This is a genomic window from Lysinibacillus sp. OL1 (assembly GCF_004332175.1).
GTDB classification, from domain to species: Bacteria; Bacillota; Bacilli; order Bacillales_A; family Planococcaceae; genus Lysinibacillus; species Lysinibacillus capsici.
Genome location: NZ_SJDS01000015.1, coordinates 60,559 through 84,058, shown reverse-complemented (window position 1 = coordinate 84,058; position 23,500 = coordinate 60,559). Strand labels below are relative to the sequence as shown.

21 protein-coding genes are annotated in these 23,500 nt (G+C 35.4%); all 21 read right to left on the bottom strand.

What is annotated here, in order from left to right; translation table 11 throughout:
* Positions 1–10: 10 nt before the first annotated feature.
* Positions 11–454 carry a hypothetical protein gene (locus EW028_RS21220; protein ID WP_131522286.1) on the bottom strand — a complete coding sequence of 148 codons (444 nt, stop codon included), beginning with the start codon at positions 452–454 and terminating at the stop codon, positions 11–13.
* 600 nt (positions 455–1,054) lie between these two features.
* Positions 1,055–4,702, bottom strand: coding sequence for a leucine-rich repeat protein (locus tag EW028_RS21215; protein WP_131522285.1), 3,648 nt, complete (start codon positions 4,700–4,702; stop codon positions 1,055–1,057).
* A gap of 206 nt (positions 4,703–4,908) precedes the next feature.
* Positions 4,909–5,721, bottom strand: coding sequence for a hypothetical protein (locus EW028_RS21210; RefSeq protein WP_131522284.1), 813 nt, complete (start codon positions 5,719–5,721; stop codon positions 4,909–4,911).
* Positions 5,722–5,823: 102 nt separating this feature from the next.
* A complete protein-coding gene (locus tag EW028_RS25705; protein WP_227744998.1) occupies positions 5,824–5,991 on the bottom strand; it encodes an SEC-C metal-binding domain-containing protein in 168 nt (55 codons plus the stop codon).
* Positions 5,992–6,167: 176 nt separating this feature from the next.
* On the bottom strand, positions 6,168–7,211 hold the full coding sequence (locus EW028_RS21200; protein ID WP_193767436.1) for an RES family NAD+ phosphorylase: 1,044 nt from the start codon (positions 7,209–7,211) through the stop codon (positions 6,168–6,170).
* 169 nt (positions 7,212–7,380) lie between these two features.
* Positions 7,381–7,710 carry a hypothetical protein gene (locus EW028_RS21195; protein WP_131522282.1) on the bottom strand — a complete coding sequence of 110 codons (330 nt, stop codon included), beginning with the start codon at positions 7,708–7,710 and terminating at the stop codon, positions 7,381–7,383.
* 14 nt (positions 7,711–7,724) lie between these two features.
* Positions 7,725–8,180 carry a hypothetical protein gene (locus tag EW028_RS21190; protein ID WP_131522281.1) on the bottom strand — a complete coding sequence of 152 codons (456 nt, stop codon included), beginning with the start codon at positions 8,178–8,180 and terminating at the stop codon, positions 7,725–7,727.
* Between the two features lie 10 nt (positions 8,181–8,190).
* Complete coding sequence (locus EW028_RS21185) at positions 8,191–9,180, bottom strand: hypothetical protein (RefSeq protein WP_131522280.1); 990 nt, start codon at positions 9,178–9,180, stop codon at positions 8,191–8,193.
* A complete protein-coding gene (locus EW028_RS21180; RefSeq protein ID WP_131522279.1) occupies positions 9,167–9,721 on the bottom strand; it encodes a hypothetical protein in 555 nt (184 codons plus the stop codon). The genes EW028_RS21185 and EW028_RS21180 overlap by 14 nt, the downstream gene beginning before the upstream one ends.
* Before the next feature lie 15 nt (positions 9,722–9,736).
* Positions 9,737–10,108 (bottom strand): hypothetical protein, encoded by a 372-nt coding sequence (locus tag EW028_RS21175; RefSeq protein WP_193767435.1) that lies wholly within the window; start codon positions 10,106–10,108, stop codon positions 9,737–9,739.
* 70 nt (positions 10,109–10,178) lie between these two features.
* Positions 10,179–10,643, bottom strand: a complete 465-nt coding sequence (locus EW028_RS21170) for a hypothetical protein (protein WP_131522277.1) — start codon at positions 10,641–10,643, stop codon at positions 10,179–10,181.
* 126 nt (positions 10,644–10,769) lie between these two features.
* Complete coding sequence (locus EW028_RS21165) at positions 10,770–12,830, bottom strand: hypothetical protein (RefSeq protein ID WP_131522276.1); 2,061 nt, start codon at positions 12,828–12,830, stop codon at positions 10,770–10,772.
* The gene (locus EW028_RS21160; protein WP_131522275.1) at positions 12,827–13,795 is read right to left on the bottom strand and encodes a P-loop NTPase family protein; all 969 of its coding nucleotides are present in this window, start codon (positions 13,793–13,795) and stop codon (positions 12,827–12,829) included. The genes EW028_RS21165 and EW028_RS21160 overlap by 4 nt, the downstream gene beginning before the upstream one ends.
* Entirely contained in the window at positions 13,792–15,675 is a 1,884-nt protein-coding gene (locus tag EW028_RS21155) for an ATPase, T2SS/T4P/T4SS family (protein ID WP_131522274.1), read from the bottom strand. The genes EW028_RS21160 and EW028_RS21155 overlap by 4 nt, the downstream gene beginning before the upstream one ends.
* A complete protein-coding gene (locus EW028_RS21150) occupies positions 15,672–16,475 on the bottom strand; it encodes a CpaE/TadZ family protein (RefSeq protein WP_131522273.1) in 804 nt (267 codons plus the stop codon). The genes EW028_RS21155 and EW028_RS21150 overlap by 4 nt, the downstream gene beginning before the upstream one ends.
* 3 nt (positions 16,476–16,478) lie before the next feature.
* On the bottom strand, positions 16,479–17,237 hold the full coding sequence (locus EW028_RS21145) for a hypothetical protein (protein ID WP_131522272.1): 759 nt from the start codon (positions 17,235–17,237) through the stop codon (positions 16,479–16,481).
* Positions 17,234–18,208, bottom strand: coding sequence for an SAF domain-containing protein (locus EW028_RS21140; RefSeq protein WP_131522271.1), 975 nt, complete (start codon positions 18,206–18,208; stop codon positions 17,234–17,236). Before EW028_RS21140 ends, EW028_RS21145 begins: the two co-directional genes overlap by 4 nt.
* A gap of 40 nt (positions 18,209–18,248) precedes the next feature.
* Positions 18,249–19,712: a hypothetical protein gene (locus tag EW028_RS21135; RefSeq protein WP_131522270.1), complete on the bottom strand. Its 1,464-nt coding sequence runs from the start codon at positions 19,710–19,712 to the stop codon at positions 18,249–18,251.
* A 309-nt stretch (positions 19,713–20,021) separates the two neighbouring features.
* The gene (locus EW028_RS21130) at positions 20,022–21,029 is read right to left on the bottom strand and encodes a hypothetical protein (protein ID WP_131522269.1); all 1,008 of its coding nucleotides are present in this window, start codon (positions 21,027–21,029) and stop codon (positions 20,022–20,024) included.
* Positions 21,026–22,063 (bottom strand): hypothetical protein, encoded by a 1,038-nt coding sequence (locus tag EW028_RS21125; protein WP_131522268.1) that lies wholly within the window; start codon positions 22,061–22,063, stop codon positions 21,026–21,028. The genes EW028_RS21130 and EW028_RS21125 overlap by 4 nt, the downstream gene beginning before the upstream one ends.
* Positions 22,064–22,323: 260 nt before the next feature.
* A complete protein-coding gene (locus EW028_RS21120; protein WP_131522267.1) occupies positions 22,324–23,271 on the bottom strand; it encodes a hypothetical protein in 948 nt (315 codons plus the stop codon).
* Positions 23,272–23,500 lie beyond the last annotated feature (229 nt).

Here is a 23,500-nt window from a genome sequence, read left to right as displayed (position 1 = left end):
TATAATCTATTTATTTAACAGGCGTATATTTAATCCCCTCTGCAATAATACTTACTATCTCATGATCGTTAATCACCAGATAAAGACCACTACTATTTTCTAAATAAGAAATCACTTTTATAACTTGTCCTTTAGTAAGGTATCTTGAAAAAGTACCTTTTTTTGTGTATACTGGGACATTTTCATTCTTTACTTGGATTTCTCCATAATATATTTTTGGTTTGCAATGAAAAATGTCTTTTACAAATCTTCCATCGGACAGCTCTGCTATATCACCTTTAAGGGATACAATTGGATGAGTAGTATTTCTAGGTATCCAAGTATTAGGAATTCTCACTAACCCCTCTTCTTCCCTCTTAAATACACTCATATTCACTGGGAAAGTAATGAGGCACATTACCATTTTTTGTCCTTTAGCATTTAAGTTGTCGTTTAACGTTAGTGTGGCTTGCAAATTTTATCTCCCTCCTAATTTTTCAAACAAAAAACCCCGCTTCAAATACGACTCACTATCCAAGCAATTTGCTTGAATAAGTCATAATTGAAGCGGGGTGTTCCCGTCTTGAATTTTTATATTTTTTAAAGTCATTAGTCCTTTAAGCAATAATGACTATTACTAACTAATAATAATTTATCATATGGCCCTAGTGAAAACAATCATTTATATTGCACAAATTAAATTAAGATTAACCCTATAATTAATATCAAGAACATTCATCAGGTTAAATTAGAATATTAAAATAGCTATCTAACTAACGTTGGTCCATATCTGAGTAAATGGACGATATCTAAGGTGGTTGTTCATTTTGTGCAATAACACTTTTGTATTGTATAGTTTCTGAACTAGTTTCACGAATACTATATCCTACAATTCTAAACTCCTATGGATCCTTTCCAATATAACGATATATCTTTAATTCCTCCTACTATATATTTCTAAAAACGACAAAGCACCACCTTCGCAAAATACGAAAGTGGTGCTTCCAACCTTTCAATCCATCAGTTATGTCGTTATATTTATAGTACAAAATTACAATTTCATTTTCCACATATTTTATTGTGTGCTACCATACCATTCACTTAATCGTAGAGCTCGCATTAATACTTTAGCCATTTCTGCGCGTGTTAAATTTCTTTTAGGGTTAAACTTAGTAGTCTGGCCACTCACAAGCACATCCTGAGTAGCAAGATATTGCACAGCTGCTTTCGCATATTCACTAATTTGTTCCATATCGGCCAAATCTACTTTTGATATAACATTTGTTTCAACCCCCATGTAGTCCAACATACGAACAATCATTGCTGCTGCTTCTTGTCGTGTTAAGGTTTTGCCTTCACCAAATGTGCCATCCGTATATCCTGAAATTATATCTGCTTCGTACAGCGCCTGTACTTCATTTTTATAGACGGCTACATCCTTGAATCGTTCATGCTTATTTTTTGGTCTTAATTCAAGAGCACGTGCAATCATGGCGCTGAATTCTCCGCGTTTTAAATCCTTATTTGGACTAAAAGTTGAAGCGGTTGTTCCATTGACGATTAAGTAGTTATACAGATCCTCCACCTCTTGATAACTAAACAACCCTTTTATGTCTTTGAAAGGAACTGATACACGATCAGTAACTAATAAGCCATAGTCAAATTTTGTTGTAATTTTAAGTTTTAGATTATTGTCTAAATAATGCGGTACTGTGGTAAATATTCCGTTGCCCTCATCACGGATAACTCGTTTCCCTTTTTGATTTTCCACATCTTCTCTAGGATTCTCTGGTAAGGGCTCCGTTGTACCAGGTGTCGTAACAAGTGGAGGTGTTACTGGTATTACTGGTATTACTGGTATTACTGGTATTACTGGTGTTACTGGCTCTGGCTGATTTGGACCAGGCGATTCAGGTTGTGGTGTATTTACTTTTTTATAAGTGAAAGTGATTGTAAATATAGTATTGTTTTGAGTAATCTCTACAGATTGTTGTTCGGGTCCAATTACTTCGTAACCGTTGAATACTTTTGAATGCTCAATATGCTCACCAAGGGGCAGATTATTGACAACTTTGGAATCTAAAACAATTTCATTTTCATCCACATATTTCACTATAACTTTTCCCATAACCGTTTCGGGTGGTTTTGGTGAAGTATTTTTTGAATAAACAAAAGTGATCGTATGTTCTCGATTTTTGTTTGTAATTTCAATTGTGATGGTTTGATCATCTTTTACAGTATAGCCTGCGATTTGTTTGGCCTGTTCAGTGTGCGTACCAAGCGGTACATTACTGACCACTTTAGTATCTAGTACTTTCCCCTCTTCATTTACATATTTCACCGTTACTGTTCCAAAAACGATCTCTGGTGGGGGTTTAGGAGAAGTATTTTTAGAATAAACAAAAGTTATCGTATGATTAGGATTTGCGTTTGTAACTTCTACAGTAACTGTTTTATTGCTTTTCACTGTGTATCCCGAAATAGCTTTGGCAACTTCAGTATGATTTCCCTTAGCAGGCTTGCTAATAGTTTTTGAATCAAGTAACGTTCCTTGTTCGTCAACATATTCCACTTTGATAGCCCATTCTGCTGGGTTACAATCATTAGAGAATATATCATTCTCTTTAAATGTGTGTCCATTAGCTTGTGCATATGCGTCTGCTGCGGAGTCTTTGTCTCCCCAAATTGTAAAATCGGCTGGATTTACATTTGAAGACTTGAAAGCATCGATCCCTATCGTCTTAACTTTAGGATATAAAGTAACACAGGACATATTGTGGTTAAGAAAAGCTTCATCACCAATTGATTCTAAATTCTTATTAGATTTAACTTTCTCTAGAGCAACATCCCTAAAAGCTCCATCTTCAATAGTGATAACAGGATCTGGAACTTCTAAATATGTTAAGACTCTAGAGGCCATAAACATACTATCAGGTATGACACTAAACCTAGCTTTATATACAAATTCAGAAACGTCAATACCCCTGAAAGCATTAGGTCCAACTTTAATAACAGTATTAGGTACTTCTAGGGTATTGTAGAATTTAGCTTCTTGGAAAGTTGAATTTCCTATTAATTGTGTGTTGCTAAATATATCTAATTCTTTTATATCTGAAAGTATAAAAGCAGCGTCCCCAATGTCACCTATACCTTTTCTTACTATGAACTTGTCCATTTCTGCGTATATAAAAGAAGAGCTTCCAAGGCTTCCTATTCTTCCGTTAACAATAATCTCTTTTGTTCCTTCAAAACCGGAGCCTTTAGTATACAGAAAAGAGCTAGCACCAATACTTCCTATATCTCCATTAACATGTAAAAATGGAATATTAGATGATAAAAACGCACCATCTCCGACTTTATTTATGCTTCCTTCTACAGTGATTCCTACTTTAACATTTACACTTAAGAAGCTGGAATCCATTAATTCTTCAATGTTTCCTTTTACTATAAGTGTCCCTATATATTGTTGAGTTATGTTATCGCTAATGAAAGAACTACTTCCTATGGAACCTATATCACCTTCGAAAGTTAAGTTTTCTACTTTGGAATGCAAAAAAGATGACTCACCTAAAGATCCTACATTTCCTCTGAAAATAATATCATTGAACTTCCCTAGTAAGAAAGTACCCTCTCCAATATCACCTACATCGTCTCCGAACTCTATGGTGTTTATTTCAGTTTGCTGTATAGAGTATTTATTTATGGTGTCAACTTTACCCAAGATTGTTAAAGAATCCATTTTAGAGGCTAAAAAAGCACCATTCGTTATAGTTCCTATATTACCTTCTGCTAAAAAATTATCTAGAACGGCATTTAAGAACATATGATCTCCAAGTTTTTCTATATCCTCTTTAAGCGTGAAGTTCTTTATTTTGGAATCCCTGAAAGTAGTAGAGCCCATTTCGCTGATGATACCTTTAATAGTAATTGTTCCTAATTTGGAGTCAGAAAAAGACTCATCTCCTATTTTCCCCCAATTACCTTCAACTTCTATATCTCCAATCTCAGTTTTAAAGAATGAAGCTTCCTCCGTAGAGCCAATGTTACCTTTAATAGTTACTGGTCCTATTTTACTTTCCATAAAAGATTCTTCACCAAAAATCCCTACATTTCCTTCTACAATGATACTGCCTATTTCAGAGCTTTCAAATCCACTCTTATCGATAAAATCTACATCTCCATTGAATTTAATACTATCAATGGTAGTATTATAAAATGACTCTTTACCAATTCTTTTAATATTTCCTTCGAATAATACCGATGTAAATTTTTTGCCTTTAAAAGCTTCATCTGCAATTTCAACTATTTCTAATCCATTAATACTAATTGGTATTACAAGATCTGTATTAGTGCCGTTGTATCCAGTTATTGAAGCTGTCCCATCTCCATAATTGTTTATTTGAAATTCAATATTATTTAATTCTGGTGGGAGCTCCTCTTCAGCAGTAGGCTTTTCAACATTAATTTCTTCCCCTGTTGAAAATTTTTTATTATCTTCCGATGATTGCTTATCGTCAGGCTGATTTTCTTCAACACCAATTTGCTCATCTTCTATTGTTCCATTTTTATTTCCAAGATCCTCATTACTAACGTCTGGTTCTTGTTCAAAATTCGTCTCCGTTGTATCTACATCTACTGCCATAGCTGACATTGGTATACTTGTTGAAAAAGTATTCAGCAGCAAAATAGCTGTACAGACACTTACTTTTAATCTTCTTCTCAATGAAAATTAATCCCCTTTCTACTTAAAATTATTTTGAACAATAAAAAACCCGCTTCAAATAATCAATGTAATAGACTAAATGGTCTGTTACATCGATATATCTAAAGCGGGGTGTTCCCGTCATTTATTTGGATTTATTAAAGACTATATTACCATTTTACTTTTCGGATTTCAATCGTTTATCTTAGGCTCTGGTTAAAAGGCAATTACTTGAACAAGTTATAGTTAGTGGCTCCTAAAAGGTTTTTCTTACTCTTTTCTATCAAAGGATTGTGAATAGATTGTTGAAATATTTTAAGATAACTCTTCTTTTCACTCTCGCTCCAACTATCTATAAAGTCTGGATTGTAGACTACATTTTCGCTATAGGCAGGAACAAGATTATTCAATAACTGAATTTTTTCTTCAGTATTTAAGCCTAACAGCTGTTCGCGGAACTCCCTATAATTATTTGAATCCTCTTTTAACCAGCTAAATAAAACAAAGGTTTGTTCGTTTTGTGGAAATACATTTACCATCAATAACTTCATTCCATTTTTTGTGTAAGCAAGCTGGTTTACTTTTTTCCCTTTAAGATCGTATTCAAGAAAGAATCCAGAGCAAACAGCAAATCTTGCAGCACTATCTATTTTAAAAGAAATCGTTTCAACTATGCCATAATCTTGGTCCAGGAGAGCTTGATCAAATATCTTTTTATGTCGTAAAGTATCTCTTATGGCAAGGTCATAACCTTCTAAGTGGTCCATGAAACGTTCATCTTTTACCAAACTTGGTTTATCATCTAACCTCTTCTTAGAAACTTTTTGTGCTTCTAGCTTTTTATGATATTCAAAGGAAAAAACACGATATGCAAATAAGAAATTTTGCTGATCACTACCTACATAATCAGTATCTTCGATTGGTTGAAATAAAATCTTATCATGGAACCCACAAAATCCAGTAAAGGTAGTCGCCACTTTTCGCCCGAAACTCCTAAAGTTCATTCGATAGGATTGGCGGGTCATTACAGGTCTAACCATGTACACTTCACCTTTACGTGCTATTTTATTTAAGATTCTATTATTTTGAATTGAATGGGCCTTAACGATATCTTCTGAGCATTTAGATTTATCAGGATGTATTCACTGTTTAATATGCCCTGCTTTTACTTTACGCTCTATAACTGACTGTATAGGTATTTTCGGATCTATATTATCGCTTTTTTCTTCCATTGCTCCATGACACTTTTTGTACTTTTTTCCCGATTTACAGGGACAAGGTTCATTCCTTCCTATTTTCAACTCAGCCATTCACTACCCCCCCTTAAGATCTGTATCTCTATTTATTACAAAATCCTAGACTTTTATACGCATTTAAAAATTTGTAACTTTCAACTAAAGTTTAAACTCTAGAATCTCCTTATTTACCTAAATTAAAAGAATCCATTTAATAAAGATTTTTCAGCAGAATGGATCCTTTAGTTCTTTTATTTAAAATCATATTTGATGTTACTTATTTCAAATGTATCAATTGATTTCGCTTCAACATTATTCTCGTCAAAAATTACAACATTGTTTCCTGGCCCCATCGCACTATCAAATAAAATACCATCGAATCCTTTTGTTTTAATTAATTCTGTAATATACTGTGTTGGCAAATACTCAATTTCTGATTTATTTGGATCTACTGGAGTGCTTAATTCATGTATAAAGGATGTTAATATCTTATTAATTTCTAAAATTTCATAAGGTGATTCAAAATCAAAAGGAGATAATGGCTGACTAAATAGACCAACCAATTTTAATATCTTTTTTGGAAGTAAGTGAGCAACAGTTACTTTTGCTCCTTTCCATGGCCTAATTTCAGCAATACTTGTTGACTCATCTATTGCACAATATAAATAGCTTATACCACGAGGATTTGCCCTTCCAGCTGTAGCAACTTCTGCAGGAGGAGCCATCATTTTATTAATAGGATGCTCACCTAATCTTGCTCTAAATAGGTTCATCTTCTCGGTATAAGTCGTTCTATAATTTAAAATTTCATCAATCCGATCATTAAAGATTTCATACTCGGCTTCAGGAAAAAATCTATTAGAATGTTTTATTTCATTTTTGAAATTTTCCCATATTTGTTCCCAACTTTCTGAAGGATCTACGAATGTTAATGCATTCGTAATTCTTGAATATAAATTATCTACATCAAGTGAACTTTCTGGGTCACTTTTCTTCAATAAGTCGAATAATAAGCTTTCAGCAGTTCCAGATTCTACATGATCTTCTGAGAATATATTCCAGTCCTCATTTATTAAATCAATAAGCCTATCACCAAATTCTGTAGGGTCATCATGAATAGCAGGAATATAATGTTGATAAGGTTCTGTACTTTCATAATACTTAAAAAGCTTTTCAAAATCTTCGGTTAAATTAACTATATCTATAATATATACTTCTTCTCCCTCTTCTAGAAAATTACAATAATCGCATTTTCCCAAGGTATTATTATCTTTAATTTTATAAATTAGATACATATCTTTAAAACAATATTGACAACAATTCAAGTTAAATCACCACTTCTACTAAATTTCTATATTCAATTATATAATATAATTGTAAGTATTTACATGTGGCATGAATTAACTAATCTTTATCATATAGAAAAACGAAAGGCATGATCTTTAAGATCTACCTTTCGTTTTTCTATTGTATATATTCATCTCTCTTACTTTGCTGTGCTTTTTGAGCAATTTTATAAATAAGAAACCCTAAAGATAATAAAGACATCGTTAACACTGTAGCTAACTTAACAGCAGTATTGTAATCTATTTCAAATTGTTTCATTCCTATAAACAACATAATGAAAATAATTACGCCTAATGCTACTACATAAGAAAATTTTAGTGTAAATCTCATACTATCATTCAGGTGCCCATTTCGTAATACAAAATGTACGGCTAGGCAATGTAAAATAAAATAAAGAATAAACCCCAAAAGAATAAACCCCAGTTCAGTAGATCCTGTAACGATCATTGCTACCCCTCCGATTACCAGATTCTTTTCATGTAAGTTTCCATTGATTCGCCAAAATATTTGACCTCATTGAAATAAGACTTCATATCCGTTTCAAGGTTTATTTCTTCTACTGTTACGACTCTATCTTTTAATTCATTAACTACGTCTATGATATTTTGTATGGAATCTTCGTAATCTGTATATCTTCCATCTGCTTTTCCTTTATTTAATGAAGCATTTGTTAGTTCTTTAGTATTTTTTAAACGATTTAATTGTCTTTCTAATAAAGTAGCAGCATAATCATGTTCGACTTTTTCTTCTTCAAGTTCCTTCATAATCAATACAATCTCAGCTGTACTGGATACCACATCCATAGAAGTCACAGTCAAATATATTTTACTTGTTATAATAGAACCAAGTATCAAGCTAACTACAGAAAATAACACTCCAGTGAAGAGTACACCTAGGAGAAAATCCTTTTTTCTCATATTATCTCTCCTAATTCGGATTCAGACATGATAACTCACGGTATCCTGACGCTGCCGCTTGTTTTTTTGTTGAGTAAATTTCATCTGCTTTGTAATTGAAATTACAAGATTTATACCAGTATCGGCGTTCATTATTTACAATCCCAGCATAGATTGGGTTTTTATAATGTAGACGTGTTCCAACGAATGCATATTCATTATATGACTTTGTATCAACTTTGTAGGGGTAGCCCTGGATAAAAGCGAAAATAGAAATATCGTCCACTGTGTTGTACCAATCTTCCTGTGGTATTAATGGCATAGCAAACTTATATGTAACGTCTAATGCCTTTGTATAAACGTTGTGCTCATTAATATAGTAAGCTAGATTTTCTTGCACAATATTGACGATGGTTTGGCGTCTAATTTGGTCAAATTCTTGAGCATTTTTCAGAAGCGGTATCGTGATTTCTCCATCTTTGGCCAGTTCTGCTCTCTTGCCAAAAAACCACTCATTTAATTCTGTATCAAAAACCTCAATATCCTCTTCAACCGTAAAATTTATGATGTTCCCCTCATCATCAGCATAGCTTAGGGGTATTTTGGATAGCCATACTCGTTCATAAGCATTATCACCGCGTGTGTCCTTATATGGCTTGTATACATTGAGCAGCAGGCCGTCATAGTCTAAAACGGCGAATACAGGAATATACCGTAGCATTTGGTTGATTGCGTACTTATCTTTTACTTGATAATTGACCGCCAAAGACTGTACAAACGTATCAAAAGCTGGCTGCGGATGTGCTGGATTAATTTTGTACGACTCATATCCCGCCTCTAGTAATGGATTGACATTTGTTCGTAGAATATGAACAGCATCTTGTGCTGCAGTAGTAAAAGCCCCTTCATGAAAATGGTCATATTCTATGTAAGTCTTTGTTTTATCATAATGGATCTCAATTGCTACAAATATGGGTAGGAACAGTGTAAAGAACACCAATACAAAATCAGTAATCTTCATTTAAAACCATCCCTCCATATGGGATTGAGATAACTACTGCATTATCAGATGATGCATTCAACGTTATATAATCAAACAGCATTGTCGATTTGAACTTCGTTTTGTTTTCTACATAAACTTCAAAATAGTCATCTTTTTCTAGTTTGTACTTTCTGGACTCGATAGGGCCTTTTCCGCTATCACCATATAAGTAATCCATAATTTGAGTTCCAAAGAATTCTTCATAATCTACTGAATACTCACCTGTGTAAGAATTTAAATCAGATGTATTCGTATAGACTGGCGTATAAATCTTATGTTTATGTACCATTTCAACATCATAGAGTACATCACCTAAATGTAGCTGCTGTTGAAAATCTTCAACCATTTGTGATGTTATAAAGCCCTTCGTACGAACATTATCTACAAATTCAGTCACTGTTTGGTATGCATTAAGATAAGCTAAATCTTCCTGTTTTTTATAAATTTGATAGGTAGGGAACAAAAATAATACACCTAGTGCTATTAAGGAAGCAAAGAATTTAGATATAAAGTTTGGCATATTAAACCATCCTTTCTATGGTTGATATGTGAATACGATTCTAAGTATATTTCCATCAGAACCTAAAATCGTCTCTGACTTATAGTGGCCTTGTAAGTTAATAAAATGTTGTTTATTTTTTACATCTTCATCGGTTTCAAATACTTCAGTTCCTACAACGATTGGATAATCGTTTTCTGTTAGCCTATACAGTTTTCCTACAACCTGAGCCCCTGTCCATAAAACTTCTTCAGGTATCTCTAATTGCGTGTTATAAACGGTTTCAGATGTTGGCAATTCTGTAAGTCCTTTATAAATATCGGTTGTCAGGAACACTGTATATGCCACACTACTGAGGAACATGCTAAATGCAAATAAGAACCATAATGAATGTCTCGCAGTTGTCATAAATAATTGGGAATGCTTAATTTTTTATTAAGCATTCCCATCCCTCCCCACACTTTAATTTATCGCTATATTATCGTTGTACAAATTTTACTGCGCGAATTACACCGTTTGTATCTCGCTCAATTGTTCCATTAAATCTACCAGACGGATTAATATAGTTATTGTCAGTTGGTTTCATTGCTTTTTCAATTGACGTTACCGAAGAAGCAGTTACTTGATCACTACCAAACTGAGAGTAATACCAAGTACCAGCACCAACATTACGGCCAGTCTCAACATAGATTGCGATTTTTTGATCTTTACCCTGAGTTTCAAACTTTCGTAATGCACTAATTACCTGACTACCACTCACTTCATTATTGTCATAATTCATAAATCGTTGTTCTGACAATTCCGTAGTCATAGCTTGAGCATCATTTGATCCAGTTTTTGCACCATCCATTGATAATACAAAAATCATTAATACTGCTGATATAAAAGTAATTGCCATTAATAATCCTGCAATCCACTTAAAGGCTTTTGTTGCTGTACCCATTAAAACATCTCCATTCTTGTCTCAAAAATTTTTTCAAACGATTAAATTTAATGTGTAGGGGTGGAAATATATATGCTCACAAGTTGATTACTTGATATAGCTAATACAATCAAAATTCGTTTATGATCATTTAAAATATGACATGGTTTCAGTACCTTTAGTTATTGCAATGTACATTAGTGGTATCACAATATACAGGAAAATCGTTGCGTAAAGTGGCGTTAGACTTATACCGCTTCCTAAGATTTCTCGCGATTCTAGAGTCCTACGCTGACTTTCCTTACGTTTATCCATGTAATATTCACGTTCCATATCTATATCTTCGAATGCCTCTTGAATAGAGATTCGAACCACACATAGTTTTAAGCGTTCCACTATTTGCTGGAACGGTTCAAAACTAACCATCAAATTCAAAGAGTCCAAGGCCTCTTCGGGACCACTATCATAATCTTGTAAAGTAATTGATATTGGTTCCCTGAAAATAATAGAGAAACGTTCCATCCATTCGAGGATTGAATGAACTGTCATACTATCGAACTCTCGGAGAATACTGATTAAAATTAAGATTTGATGCACTTCATTATCCATTTCTTTATACCGAAGGAATTTTTTAAAGTGCAGGATCCCAATCGGAATGTAAGCAGCACTTATTGCTATTCCGATAGCAATAAGTAACTCCCACCATTTGAAGAATCCATTTTGAACGACATCCCATTTATTGTTGATTCGCTCTACTGCTGCAGCTACTTTAGGATTCTTAATATCTACCCCTAATTGTGTAGCTACATAAGCTTCAAATTCCTTCTCAGAAGGGGGCTCAGTGAGCTTTTGAAGATCTGCAATGACTTGTTTATCAAATTCAGTATTCTTTCTATCCATTTCCAGCTCATCTTCAGTAGGGTTACTACTCATCATGAGTAAATCCATACTAGTGTTCATAACACTATTTAGTTCACGATTATGAGCAAATAGGAATCCACCAACAATTAGAATAAGAACACCAATTGTAATCAGACATCTGTGTAAAGTGAGCCACTCTATTTTTAATGGTGAATTGGCATCCTTTAGTAATTTTTGAAGCTTAAAATGCTTCTTTGTATACGGAGTTGGTGATAAACCAACCATTAGCTTATTTAGTAAAGGCACCTTTTCTAACAGCGCACTCTCCCATTTCACTTCTTTCACATGCATACCATGTATATTTTCTGTCGTATTTTTCATTCTTCGAATTAGTAAATAGCAAATCAAAACGATTGCATAAACTAAAACTTCCGTGAAAAATCCTATTGTTGAGTTGAAGAAGGTAAGTGCAATTGGAAATGAACTAATGGACCAGTTTTTCAAAGGCAATGCTAAAAACATAGGTAGTAACGTAATTGGTCCCATACTCCTCATTTGATAAGACAACTTGGAGCGGTAGTTGATTTCACTATTTAGCTCATCATTTATGGCACTTAACCCTTTTAAATAGGCACTTCCTTTGTCAGTGATCTTGTCACCTTGGTTCTTTACTAGAAGTGACAAACCAGCGATTACCTTTAAAAATCTTGTAGGAGCCACCTCTTCGTACTTCAATAATTCTTTTTCTGGTTCTAAGTGCGTTAAAATGTTGTGAATATGTTCAGCCTGTACCAGCATCTCTGGTCCTACATACTGAATACTGTCATAAACAGCTTCATCCACCATTTTCGTTTGCTGATAAGCGTTTCTTACCCTGTTATTGAACTCTTTGAGTTGCACCAATAATTTGTTTTCTACTCGGTAAACAAAGTAATCGATAAGCACACCACTTAGGAATAAAATCCCTAGCAGCACCCAGAAAGCCGTTAAAAGTGAAGGTCTTACCAAAAGTAGTATTGTGATAATGAGTGTTGTAACCGCAAAGATCGTGAAAACAATTTTCATGATTTCAGTACGCAGCCTGTACTCATCATATACAGCCAATGTCTCTACTCGCTTACGAATATTAAGGATAATATTTCTTATACCAGGTATTCTCAGAAGTCGATTGTAAGCATTTTGTGCAATTTTATTAAATTGAACCGATTTAGAAGTAGTACTTATACCTCCAATTAACGCCTGCTCCTTTTTTCTTTTCCTAGTATCGAAGTAGAGAAATGCAGCAATAGATACAAATACTAAAATAGAGACTACTAATATATATGGTGCTAATGTTTGTATGTTCAATGCTCATCCATCCAATGCAATTTAGTGAATGCTCGGAATGATTCTGCTAACTGTGCAAGTGAGCCATAAACCTCACTTGCTGTGTCAGGGACAGTAGCCATTTCACCAAGAATGGCTGCATTTCCGTTTGCCTTCTTTTGTAAATTATCAACTTCCGACAGGCGCTTTTCGATTAGTTGCAATCGTTCTGGACTAATTGGTTGAACAGTGACATACTTTCCATCTCGCCATTCGACAATATTTCGTGTTTCAAATTGTTGCCCATTAAAAGACAACTGTAAGGGAACACATTCGGTAATTCTCTTGATGTATCGAGCACCAGTGTCTTGATCACGCTCAATATGAATGTTGAAATCAATCAGATTGGCAGCTAATCGTTCTGCATGGGCTTTATTATCACAAATACCACTTTTCATTAATGTGCTACTTAAGGAAGCAATAATATCTGTTAATTCGTTCCCATAATAAGTGAATAAGCTAAAAACACCTTCTAGATGTACTGTTAAAAATTCACGAGACGAACTCAAATCCTCATAATCAAATACAGACACCATAACATCGCGTCTAGGATGAAAATCAGAAATTAGAGAATCGCTTTTCTTAAATGGCAAAACATTTCTTTCAGGATATAGAGAGCGAATAAAATCACATTTTTTTTGATTAGTTAAAATAGAATATTTAGGGTGAATTTCACTAATTAGATTCATCATTAATGTGGTTTTACCGCTACCCTGCGTACCAGATATTACTGTCGTTTGCCAACCTTTCATTAAAAATTCGATTAAAGTCGAAGGATAATAGCCTGACATTTGATTCCAAAACGGGAATGTTAAAGGTTGCATACCGCTACCTTGTTTTCCTGTGAAAGAAATACTTTGTTTAGAATTGTTTGCGGTTAGGTTTTCAAGAAACTTAGCTGCTAAATCATGGTTGGACGATGGAGCTATAAATTTTTGTAAAGTCATGCAACATTCCCCCAATATGTTTGAATAAATTCTTTAAATGCTGCTTGTTCAACAGGTGATAATGCCGCTTGTATTTCCTTTTGGCGTTCTTCACTGATTGGATGACAAGCTACATACTCACCATCTTTGAACTCAATGATATTGCGTTCAATGTATTGCCTTTGCTGTGTTTGTTGGCTGAAGAAAGTAGTGGCCACATCAATGAGTGCCTCCCATTTTTCCTTTCTAGTGCTAGCATTTTTAATCTTGTTCCTCATTTCACTTGTATCTTCGTATTCCAAAGGTATACATTCTGTAACTCGTTCAATATAACGGGTACCATCGTACAATTTTGTCAAATGAACATCGAATTCTAATACCTGTACTACCTGCTTCTCGGCAATTTTTTCAATATTAAACATACCAACTTTCATTAATGAGTTACGTAACGATTCAATAAGTAAAGGAAACGTCTTTGCATGATGTGTAAAGATTGTAAAAAGCGAAGCAACTTGTGCTGATTGAACAGCCCACGCTGCCACTGGATCTGTAGCAACCTCACCCAGAATAGTTACATCACCATCTGTCTTCTTTTGTAAATCAAGACCATCTTGGCCACTCATTGTATCCGTTTCTTGGAAAGATACGATATTACGTTCAGTGAATAATGAACGTAAATTTAATTCAAAAGCTGTCTCTTGTACACGTAATTTTAAAGCTGCATGGATATGTCCGACCATAGCCATAAGCAATGTAGTTTTACCACTACCTTGTGAACCTGTTATTGCTGTAGTTCGGTTGCCCTTCATTAAAAATTCTAGTAATTTAATTGCTAATTTTTTATTTGGTTGAGAAATTAACTCTTCTAAAGTAAGTACCTTAAGGTCATATTTCTTACGAACAAAGAACGCCCATGTCTCCGACAACTTTGGACGAACTACTGTTACCCTTGACCCATCAAACCCTTCGTTAATGATAGCTGGGTTTGATTCCGACAATTGACCAGGATAACCGTACTTGTATAGATTTGTTACTACCCTACGTAATTCCGACTCATGTTTAAATGATAAAAAGCGAAGATGGATTGGTTTACCTTTATAAATGATCCAGGCACTTTCCATCCCAGTGAACTTTCTCTTCCGTCCTTCTTCTAAAAACGACTCATCTGTAAGATGTTCAGACGTACGTCTTTTGGGTAGGCCCGACACACCACCCAGTACACCATCAATGGACATATCTCGTGTCTCATCTACAATACCGAACCCTTTATACTTGCTATAAATAATCTGTGAGATAATATTTAACTTGTCTTCAAATTTTAGTTTTCCAGATTTAACATGCATCTTATAGAGCTTGTCAATATCTTCAGCTTCAATAAAGTAACTACCATCTTTTTTAGGCTCATCTAATTTATGTGTGTCAATCATCCAACCTAAAGCGTCCCACTGATGTTCTTTTTCAAAGATGTATAATAATGTTTCGTACTTTTCCTCTGCTGTCATCTGACGTGGATTATCGAATGGTATGGTCCAATTAATGGACTCATCTGTGAAACCATACTCCATGGTTAACAAATCATTTATGTAACTACGTACATAGATTTTTGAAGAAATATCCATTGTATTACAGTTTTTTAGGGCATCTTTTAATTCTTGTCTACGACGTGTACGACGTTTAAACTCTTCCTCTGATAAGTTCTCTGCGTACAAGTTACTTGTTGTAAGCTCATTCATGCGTTTCTTGATAAATGTTAGTATCGATTCATAGTTATAAAGTGCCTTTGTATCATCCGTATTAAAGCCAGCATTATTGGAGTTTTTCCTTAAAATATAAAAAGCCAATAAAGCTAAGGTTGAGAAGATGATGGCTATGATCAAAATTACATTGAATGTGTAACTCATTCTTCCTCATCATCTCCCTTACGAACGAGATCTACTTGTTTAGCGATATGGTCATTCACCGTTCTTAATGAATGCGTAAATTCATATACAGGATGATTTTTAAGCACCGTCCTATTTCTATGGAAGAACTCGGTAACAGCCATTGAATTGTATGCATTTTTAAACAAGTGGGAATAGACAACAGGCATAACTTTATTCTTTAACTTGTAGCGGCCTTTAATCTTCCTAACATTTAATGATGCTTCTGAGTCATACGATCCAATAAGATAAATCACATTTTTTTCATCTAGAAAGGCTGGATAATCAATTTTTTTCTCAAAGAAGCGGTCTAATGCAAAGGTGTTTTGTGGTAATGTAACCAACACGACATCAGCTGCTTTTAAAATACTTTCAGTTATTTCATTAGGCGAACCTGTAGCTGTATCAATCCAAACTAGATCGTATGCTTCTTTTGTTGCTTGTAACAAAGAATGTAGAATGAATATGTCCCCTTGACTGCTTTGACTGCCTCCTAGAATATCTAAACGCCTATTGTAAATAGTTTCGGTATAATCGATAACGGCATCTGATTTTAATAAATCACTTTTAGCAAGCCGCTCCAATGCATTCAAACCACTATCGAAACCAACCATTTTTTGAGCTTTGTTAAACATTTTTTCTAGGTTTGATTCTGAAAATTGCGTGTGTGTAATGAGTGTGTTGACTTGATAGTTAAGTGCAAACACTGCAGCAAGAGCAGCTGTGTTGGAGGTACAGCCTTGCCCATGTACGGGTGACCAACTGGCAATTGTCTTTCCCATTGTTTAACCCCCTATCGTGTGCTGTGATGCTTTTTCTTCAGTGTCTTTGGTGCGACGAAAAGCCCCAAAGAAAGATTTCTTGGTTTGATTTTCTACATCCCTCATTGGCATGTCTTGGTACAACTCACTTGAAAGCTCGTGTAAGACACGTTTATATGCTTTATTTAATTTGTTAAATGGAATGACATGTTCATGCTGCATCATCATTCGTAATTTTGTTTCCGTTTCGTCATAATCAAAACCGAAAGAATTTTCATCAAACGATGGTCGATTTTTCATTAGCGTTTCAATGTAATCTGATGGAATAGCATAGGCTGATTCAAAATGGATACGGCGAATCATATTTGTTTCCTTTTCATCAAAATATCGATGTAATAACGGTACATCTCCAGCTAAATTAATTCGTTCATTGTCACTGATGTACAGTAGCATATTAGAATCTGGCCACTCTTTTAAAATACCTTCAGTTGAATCTACATCGATGATGACGCAGTCATAGTTCGTTGTTGTCGTGTTCATATTTCTAAGCTTTCTTTCAACATCAACCCAATCCGTAGCTTCAAACACTACATCTATGTTTTCTAATGAGTGTAATATCTCAGTCGTATATGAATCATCTGGTTGGAAATAGCCCTTTAAGTAATGGCTTCCTTTCGTTGCATCAACAATCAAAACATTCTTCTTTAGAGATTTCATTGCATACGCAAGATAGAAAGCAAAGTCTGTTTTATTTTTAGTCCCCAATAGCGTGACTATTTTCATTCCTCACTACCCCCTTCACCACCTCCAACGAGATCGTATTGTTCTTGTTGTTGGTGCTCATTAAGAGCATTAATACGCTCTTCTGCTGACCGTTTTTCCTGATCTTGAGTTAACGCATTTTTCGTAGCAGCCTCACCAGCACGAATCTTTTCTTTTGTGATTTCATCCAGTGCCTTTAAGTTTTCTTCAACGCGTGCTCGATTTTGCTGTTCAAGATTTAACTTAGCAATATTGACGATGTTAGGGTCTTTTTCAATTAATTCCTTCACGTTCAACTTAACTGGGTAAGTCATTTCAGATTTTTGTTGCATATGCTCATCTACATAAGGTAAAGCATAGATTTTGGCACCTTGCTCATAAGCATCCACAATGGCCGAACTCATAGTCATGATTTCACCCTCATCGATGTCGAACCACACGGTTACACCCAGTGCGTCTTTAACTTTCTTTTTACTGAAGAGAACAAAGTCATCACCCGTTGGGAATTGAATACGAATATCTATGTACTTCCCAACTTCAAGCTTGCTAGGTAATTCGATAAACGAATATTCACCTTCACGAATATCATTTGTGATCATTTCCTCTGCATAAACAATAGATTCTGTTAAAAGCGTGTTGGCAGTAAGGTCTGTTTTTGCAAAGTAGGGTGTATCTCCTGCCGCTTCCCAAGTATTTAGCAAGAAGCGGTCTCCTGCTGCAGCACCTTCAGGAACATATACTTCTGTAAGCATCGATTCTGTAATCTGCTCACCCTTTGCAACGTCTTGATTAAGTGCTAAAGCATTTTCACTTTGATCAGCTACTAGCTGCAAAGCTTCCATTTTCCCCTTGTACTCTCGCTTAAGAGCAATTTCTCTTTCCTCCATCTTGTTATAGGCTAGATAACCGCCAGTTGAGCTTAAAAGGAGCATAATACCAGCCCCTGCTAAACCCGAGTAAATCAATTTTTTTGTACGTAATCGTATACCCACTCTTTACTGAGCCTCCTTAACACTATGTAGCCCTCCTGGACTAAGATAAAAATTTAACAACGGTGAGCACTAAAGCTGTGATACAGGCACTTATAGCACCCATGGCAATCATCGCCTTCCGAGAGAACACAGATAAAGATGAATTCTTAATGAAATCACCAAGAATGTCTTTTACTGTTGATTCCGCTTCTTTAGAAATCTCATATGGATAATCCAAAGTTGGCATGGCAAAAATGTCCATATAGTCAAGTCGTCCTTTTAAGTCGTCTACTTTCTCTTGACCACAATTTGGGACAACGAGTACACAATCTGTTACTTCTAACTGATTAAATGTCATGAAATCATGAATCCATTTGATCTTCCATTCATCGGCCGAACAAACTACACAGCGTACGTGAGCTCGTTTAAATTCTTCAGTAAAGGCTGCTGCCTCTTCTAAATCTCCGTAATCTAAAATCACATATTCGAATGCGGAATATAGTGTGTTTAAATTTAGATTTTCTCGGTATTTAAAGTGTGTGATGCCATTAATATCAAAAGAAGAATCCTTTTTTAAATATTGCTTTTCTCCCTCATACTCAGCATGTATGCGATCAAAATCCTCTGAATAATTCAGTTCTATCACGGCAACCGTATGTCCTAACTGGGCTAGGTAGCGAGCAATCGTTAATGATGTGTGTGTAGATCCTAAATGGGCTGTTACGCCAGCCACGGCTATCAATACAGTTCCAATTACCGTTGCTCTTTGGGCTGTTACTTCTGAAATACTTAATGGCAACAAGTCCAACATTTCTTTGAACTGTTCGCTTTCAGAATTATCAATATCTCTTTTAGGAATCTTATCTTTGATATTCTCTACAATCCCCTTAACTGATTGGGATGCCTGCTGAGCCCGCTCCATCATAGTCGAATGGTTTTCACCACGCTCAGTTGATTTTGATGTCAGCGTTGATTGATGTTCATCAGGTAATACAGATGTAATTTGTCCATGACCACCATCCTCTTCAGTTACAGGTTCATTCACCACTTCATCTTTAAGCATTTCTTCAATTTCTAAATTTCCCGTCCCGAATTTCCTCACATTTGAGAAGCGGGGAGGTTCCAATAATTGATTAAATGTTTCAAGCTGGATGGATTGTTCATGGAATATATCTAAGACATTTCTTGCTACAAGTTGGCCTAAAAAAGGATCTGATCGTTCTCGGACACACAAGTAAACAACTCGTACTGATTGGTCGTACATTAACCGCCAATCCTCAATCATTTGAAGCATTTCCTGATCCTTGGCCTTCTTGTCATAATCAAACTCTGATGGTAAGTAGTAATCGTGAATTATCACAAGACCTGGTGCTTTTAATTCCACACTCTCGTGCAAATATTTTCGATGAAGTACTTCATCCTCTATCACATCAAATCCGATACTTTTTAAATACTTTCTTAAAGCATTAGAGATGGTAGCCTCTGCTATCGCCAGTAATACAGAATTGTTTGTTGTATTTGACATCGATTAATCCTCCTTCCAGATAGATACTTAAAAACAAAAAACACCCCAATCTTTAATAAACGTCTGTGATAACAGTCGTCAACAAAAGATTGGGGTGTTCCCATTCTGTATATTTAATTTAAATTAATGTATATGATAAGTAGGCGACCGAAGCCGCCCTTTCGCTCAATGTTTACTTACAATTTAACTACTCACTACTACATAAGTAATCAAAAAGTTTTTAAGTTAAACCTTTGAGTTCAAGTGATGAATAAAATGTAACATATAACCAAATATAGTGTCAACACACTTTTTGTAAAATAATGTCGGTTAGGTATTCAGTCGTATTCTTTGTAATTGGGTTACGTCATTAGCAACATTAGGCATAGCAAAAGCGGTTGTAATTGCCTCTGGCTCACCAGTATCAAACCATTCATCCACAAGCACCCAAACATCAAAGGGGTACTTATGTAAGCCTATATTGTTATGTAGTGCTTTGGCTACTAGAAAACTAGATACTGACAAGATGACACGTACTTCCGCTTCTTTATCAACTCCTGCTACCTTTAAATAACCAAACTCTTGATATATTTTACGATACTCTTCAAGCCTTGTACGTAAGAACTCAATAAACTTCTGGCTCATTTGGGCTCTTTCAATCAACATATAAGAGCGTTCATCATACTCTTCAGTTAATTGACCCAGCTGCATAAGGGCAAAGGGCTTTTTTGTATGAACACTGGATCCTACCATTGGATACCAACGCCAATTTGTAATAAATTGAGCTTCAATACCAGCACAACGGATTTCATTTAATGCCACATAACGTTGAATCGCTGCACTACCATTTTGCTGAAACCACATGTCTGGCTTTGCAAAAAATTGACCACTATAAAAATGATTCATTAAATACCATCCACCGATACCAAGTGTAATCGGAGCTGGGTTTTTTAATGAAATGGGTTGCCCCTCATCATCTAAATAATCAGCAATAAAGCACTTATGTCTATCGACAAAGCCTCTATCTCGCAAATAACGAATGTGTGTACTTGTTTGTGAAGAAGTAAATCCTGCTAATGCCATATACCTTCTTAACTGATTCTCATTCGCACATATAGCGTCACCAATTACTTTTAAAATGGTTAGACGGTCTTGATAAAAATCCTGATTCCACCTAGACGTATAGGAGATGCTATCCATTAATGAAGTTGTAGGACGATGTGCTGTTTTGGGTGTAGTTTTGTATGAACTAAAGCTGGGATGGTCCCACAATGAAAGTGAACCATCCTCACGAGGGAACGTTTTCATTTGAATAATGGGTGCATCTTGATTTGTCATGAGTTAAATAAAAAACCGCCTAAGTCTCTACGTGTTAGTTTTCCATTCGGGTATCCGATAATCACAACACGTCCCTGCACTTCTCCGTTACCTCGTCTAGTGATACGCTCCACTATACGACAACGTACTATTTCCCCCGCTACTGGTTCCTCTAGTTCTTTAACACGGCCCGCTTTTACATCCAGACCACTCTCCAATTCTACAAAAATCCCTCGAATTGGATCAACGTCAGACACTTTACCTGCTATCAGATCACCTGGTTGTAACTTTTCTAAAAACTCATATGGGTCTGGTAACGTTAGCTTCCGAGAAACTTCCACTAATCCACCTTCGCGATCGAAGCGGCGTACAATGACATCGATTTCTTCTCCTGTTATTACATTTAAAGAATCACGTCTATTCCATGACCATTCAGAAGCTGTAATGAAACAATCTTTACCGTGGACACGTACGTGAACTACTTGAGTATTTTCGTTAACTCCATTTACTATGGCTTTAAATTTGTGAGTACGTAATGCGTTTTCTTCTTGAAGAATCTCTAATTGATCCCACAATTCTTCAATCATAACCTGCTGCGCTTTCTTACCATTCAGTACTAGGATGCGACTACTCATGTCAATCCGGTCAATGTAAAATTCAATTGCTTGACCAATAAAACGGATATATCCTTTATATTCACGTACTGCAAACTGCTCTGCTGGACAATATCCTGTTACACCATTCGGTAAAGCAATAACAAGAATATCCTTCCTAACAGGCACATACTTGCCATCGACAACTTCTCGTGTTTCTGTGTATTTAATTGTACGAACGATTCCTTTTACTCGCTGTCTATAGCGCTCCATTTTGACAAGCTCTTCAAGTTGCTCTTTATTACTCCATGATTGGATTAATGATAATTCTTTCTCAGTAGGTTGATCTTGTGCATCTACAGTTTGTTCACCATGATGCACATCATGTTCCCCATTTATAGTTCCCGCTCCACCTTCACTTCCAGCTTGTGTTTGTAAGAATGTTTCGTTTTCAATAGACATTTACATTACCTCTTTCTTTGATTTTTATTTCAAATAGAAGACCTTTGAAGTACCTTTTTCTATTTGCTGTACATGGCATTTCCATGGTGTTTCAATACCATATTCCTTAATGTCGAATTCAATTTTATTTTGAAACCTTGTAGCATAACCTCTATCAAATTTTTCCAAAGCTACTACTTCACGATCTGTTGAACATGTAATAATAAGCCCTTTCTTTCTGGCTAAATAATGTGCGCTAATAAAGCTGTTTGTCCAAAAGTCTAAAAAATCATCAATGAGTAAATGATGAAAATTTTCCGAGTCATGATAACATCACTTAGTTCACCAAAAGTATTCTTCGCTGTATTAATAAGTAGCACCCCACCAGTTTGACCAAGATGTTTGTCAAAACTGAATCCTACATCATTAAATAAAATTTTACGAATCATTTCATTACTTGCTATATAGTTAAGCGTTTCACGTAATCCATTTGTATAAAAAGCTTGTTCATCCATATAGCGAGTGGTTGTTCTATTCGAACTTGGAACAATAACACTATCAAACCAGCGGTCTAAAAACTTTAGTAATTGCCAGTAGTTGTATTCCTCACGATTCTCTATGCGGTCAATGGTTTCAAAGTCGTTCGGAAAACGCCCTTTCAACTGCATGTGCATTTCATGGACTGTGTGTGGCTCTTTATACATATCCAGTAGCATATCTAAGGTTACCTCTTTTTCTGGTGCATGCATCTTGAGTAAAAAAACATGTTGTTTAAGATGATTACGTTGAATTTGTTCTACAAAATATTTTTCCTCCGTTGCACTGTTTGACAGCTGACTGACTAACTCCATCATAGCCTCTGCTACTTCATCCGCTTCCCCTTGCATTAAATCAATTGAAGCGGTATCTGGATTGCTAGGATCAATAACCGCTATGGCACCTTTAGGCAAGCCGTAGACATTTGCTAACTCTAAAGCAATTTTGCCTAATCGAATATTGTTTTCAAAAATGGTTAAGCCGTTTAAATGCTCGCCACCACTCTCAAAGTATTTGTAGGTATGGTTGAGGGCCATTAAGTCTTGTTTAATCATGGGTATTAGAAATTTAACTTTCTTCCCGCACCCACTCGGGCCTTTAATTAGAGTGCTTAGTCGTCTGTTTGCAAATGACAGTGTAATCGGTTCTTCATTGACAAGGTCAATTCCTAAATCAATGTCTAATACACCCATTCCTCTCCTCCGTTCGGCAGTACCTAGATACCTATTCGTAAACCATACCTAAACAAAAAAGAACACCCCCAATTCAAACGACACGTCAGATTACGTGTGTTTGCATTGAAAGGGGTGTTCCCTGTTCATATATTGTTTTATAGGTTTTATGATTTGGAATTTTCCGCTAATGTATTCCATCTGGTACCAATTTATTATTGGATATTTACATAATACTTGATTGAAAATC

Coding starts and splice junctions, on each gene's coding strand:
- EW028_RS21160 (WP_131522275.1), bottom strand. CDS start 13,795: ATGACTTTACAAAAATTTATAGCTCCATCGTCCAACCATGATTTAGCA.
- EW028_RS21180 (WP_131522279.1), bottom strand. CDS start 9,721: ATGCCAAACTTTATATCTAAATTCTTTGCTTCCTTAATAGCACTAGGT.
- EW028_RS21135 (WP_131522270.1), bottom strand. CDS start 19,712: ATGTCAAATACAACAAACAATTCTGTATTACTGGCGATAGCAGAGGCT.
- EW028_RS21145 (WP_131522272.1), bottom strand. CDS start 17,237: ATGAAAATAGTCACGCTATTGGGGACTAAAAATAAAACAGACTTTGCT.
- EW028_RS21175 (WP_193767435.1), bottom strand. CDS start 10,108: ATGACAACTGCGAGACATTCATTATGGTTCTTATTTGCATTTAGCATG.
- EW028_RS21185 (WP_131522280.1), bottom strand. CDS start 9,180: ATGAAGATTACTGATTTTGTATTGGTGTTCTTTACACTGTTCCTACCC.
- EW028_RS21170 (WP_131522277.1), bottom strand. CDS start 10,643: ATGGGTACAGCAACAAAAGCCTTTAAGTGGATTGCAGGATTATTAATG.
- EW028_RS25705 (WP_227744998.1), bottom strand. CDS start 5,991: ATGGCTGAGTTGAAAATAGGAAGGAATGAACCTTGTCCCTGTAAATCG.
- EW028_RS21195 (WP_131522282.1), bottom strand. CDS start 7,710: ATGATCGTTACAGGATCTACTGAACTGGGGTTTATTCTTTTGGGGTTT.
- EW028_RS21130 (WP_131522269.1), bottom strand. CDS start 21,029: ATGACAAATCAAGATGCACCCATTATTCAAATGAAAACGTTCCCTCGT.
- EW028_RS21150 (WP_131522273.1), bottom strand. CDS start 16,475: ATGGGAAAGACAATTGCCAGTTGGTCACCCGTACATGGGCAAGGCTGT.
- EW028_RS21155 (WP_131522274.1), bottom strand. CDS start 15,675: ATGAGTTACACATTCAATGTAATTTTGATCATAGCCATCATCTTCTCA.
- EW028_RS21125 (WP_131522268.1), bottom strand. CDS start 22,063: ATGTCTATTGAAAACGAAACATTCTTACAAACACAAGCTGGAAGTGAA.
- EW028_RS21120 (WP_131522267.1), bottom strand. CDS start 23,271: ATGGGTGTATTAGACATTGATTTAGGAATTGACCTTGTCAATGAAGAA.
- EW028_RS21190 (WP_131522281.1), bottom strand. CDS start 8,180: ATGAGAAAAAAGGATTTTCTCCTAGGTGTACTCTTCACTGGAGTGTTA.
- EW028_RS21200 (WP_193767436.1), bottom strand. CDS start 7,211: ATGTATCTAATTTATAAAATTAAAGATAATAATACCTTGGGAAAATGC.
- EW028_RS21210 (WP_131522284.1), bottom strand. CDS start 5,721: ATGGTTAGACCTGTAATGACCCGCCAATCCTATCGAATGAACTTTAGG.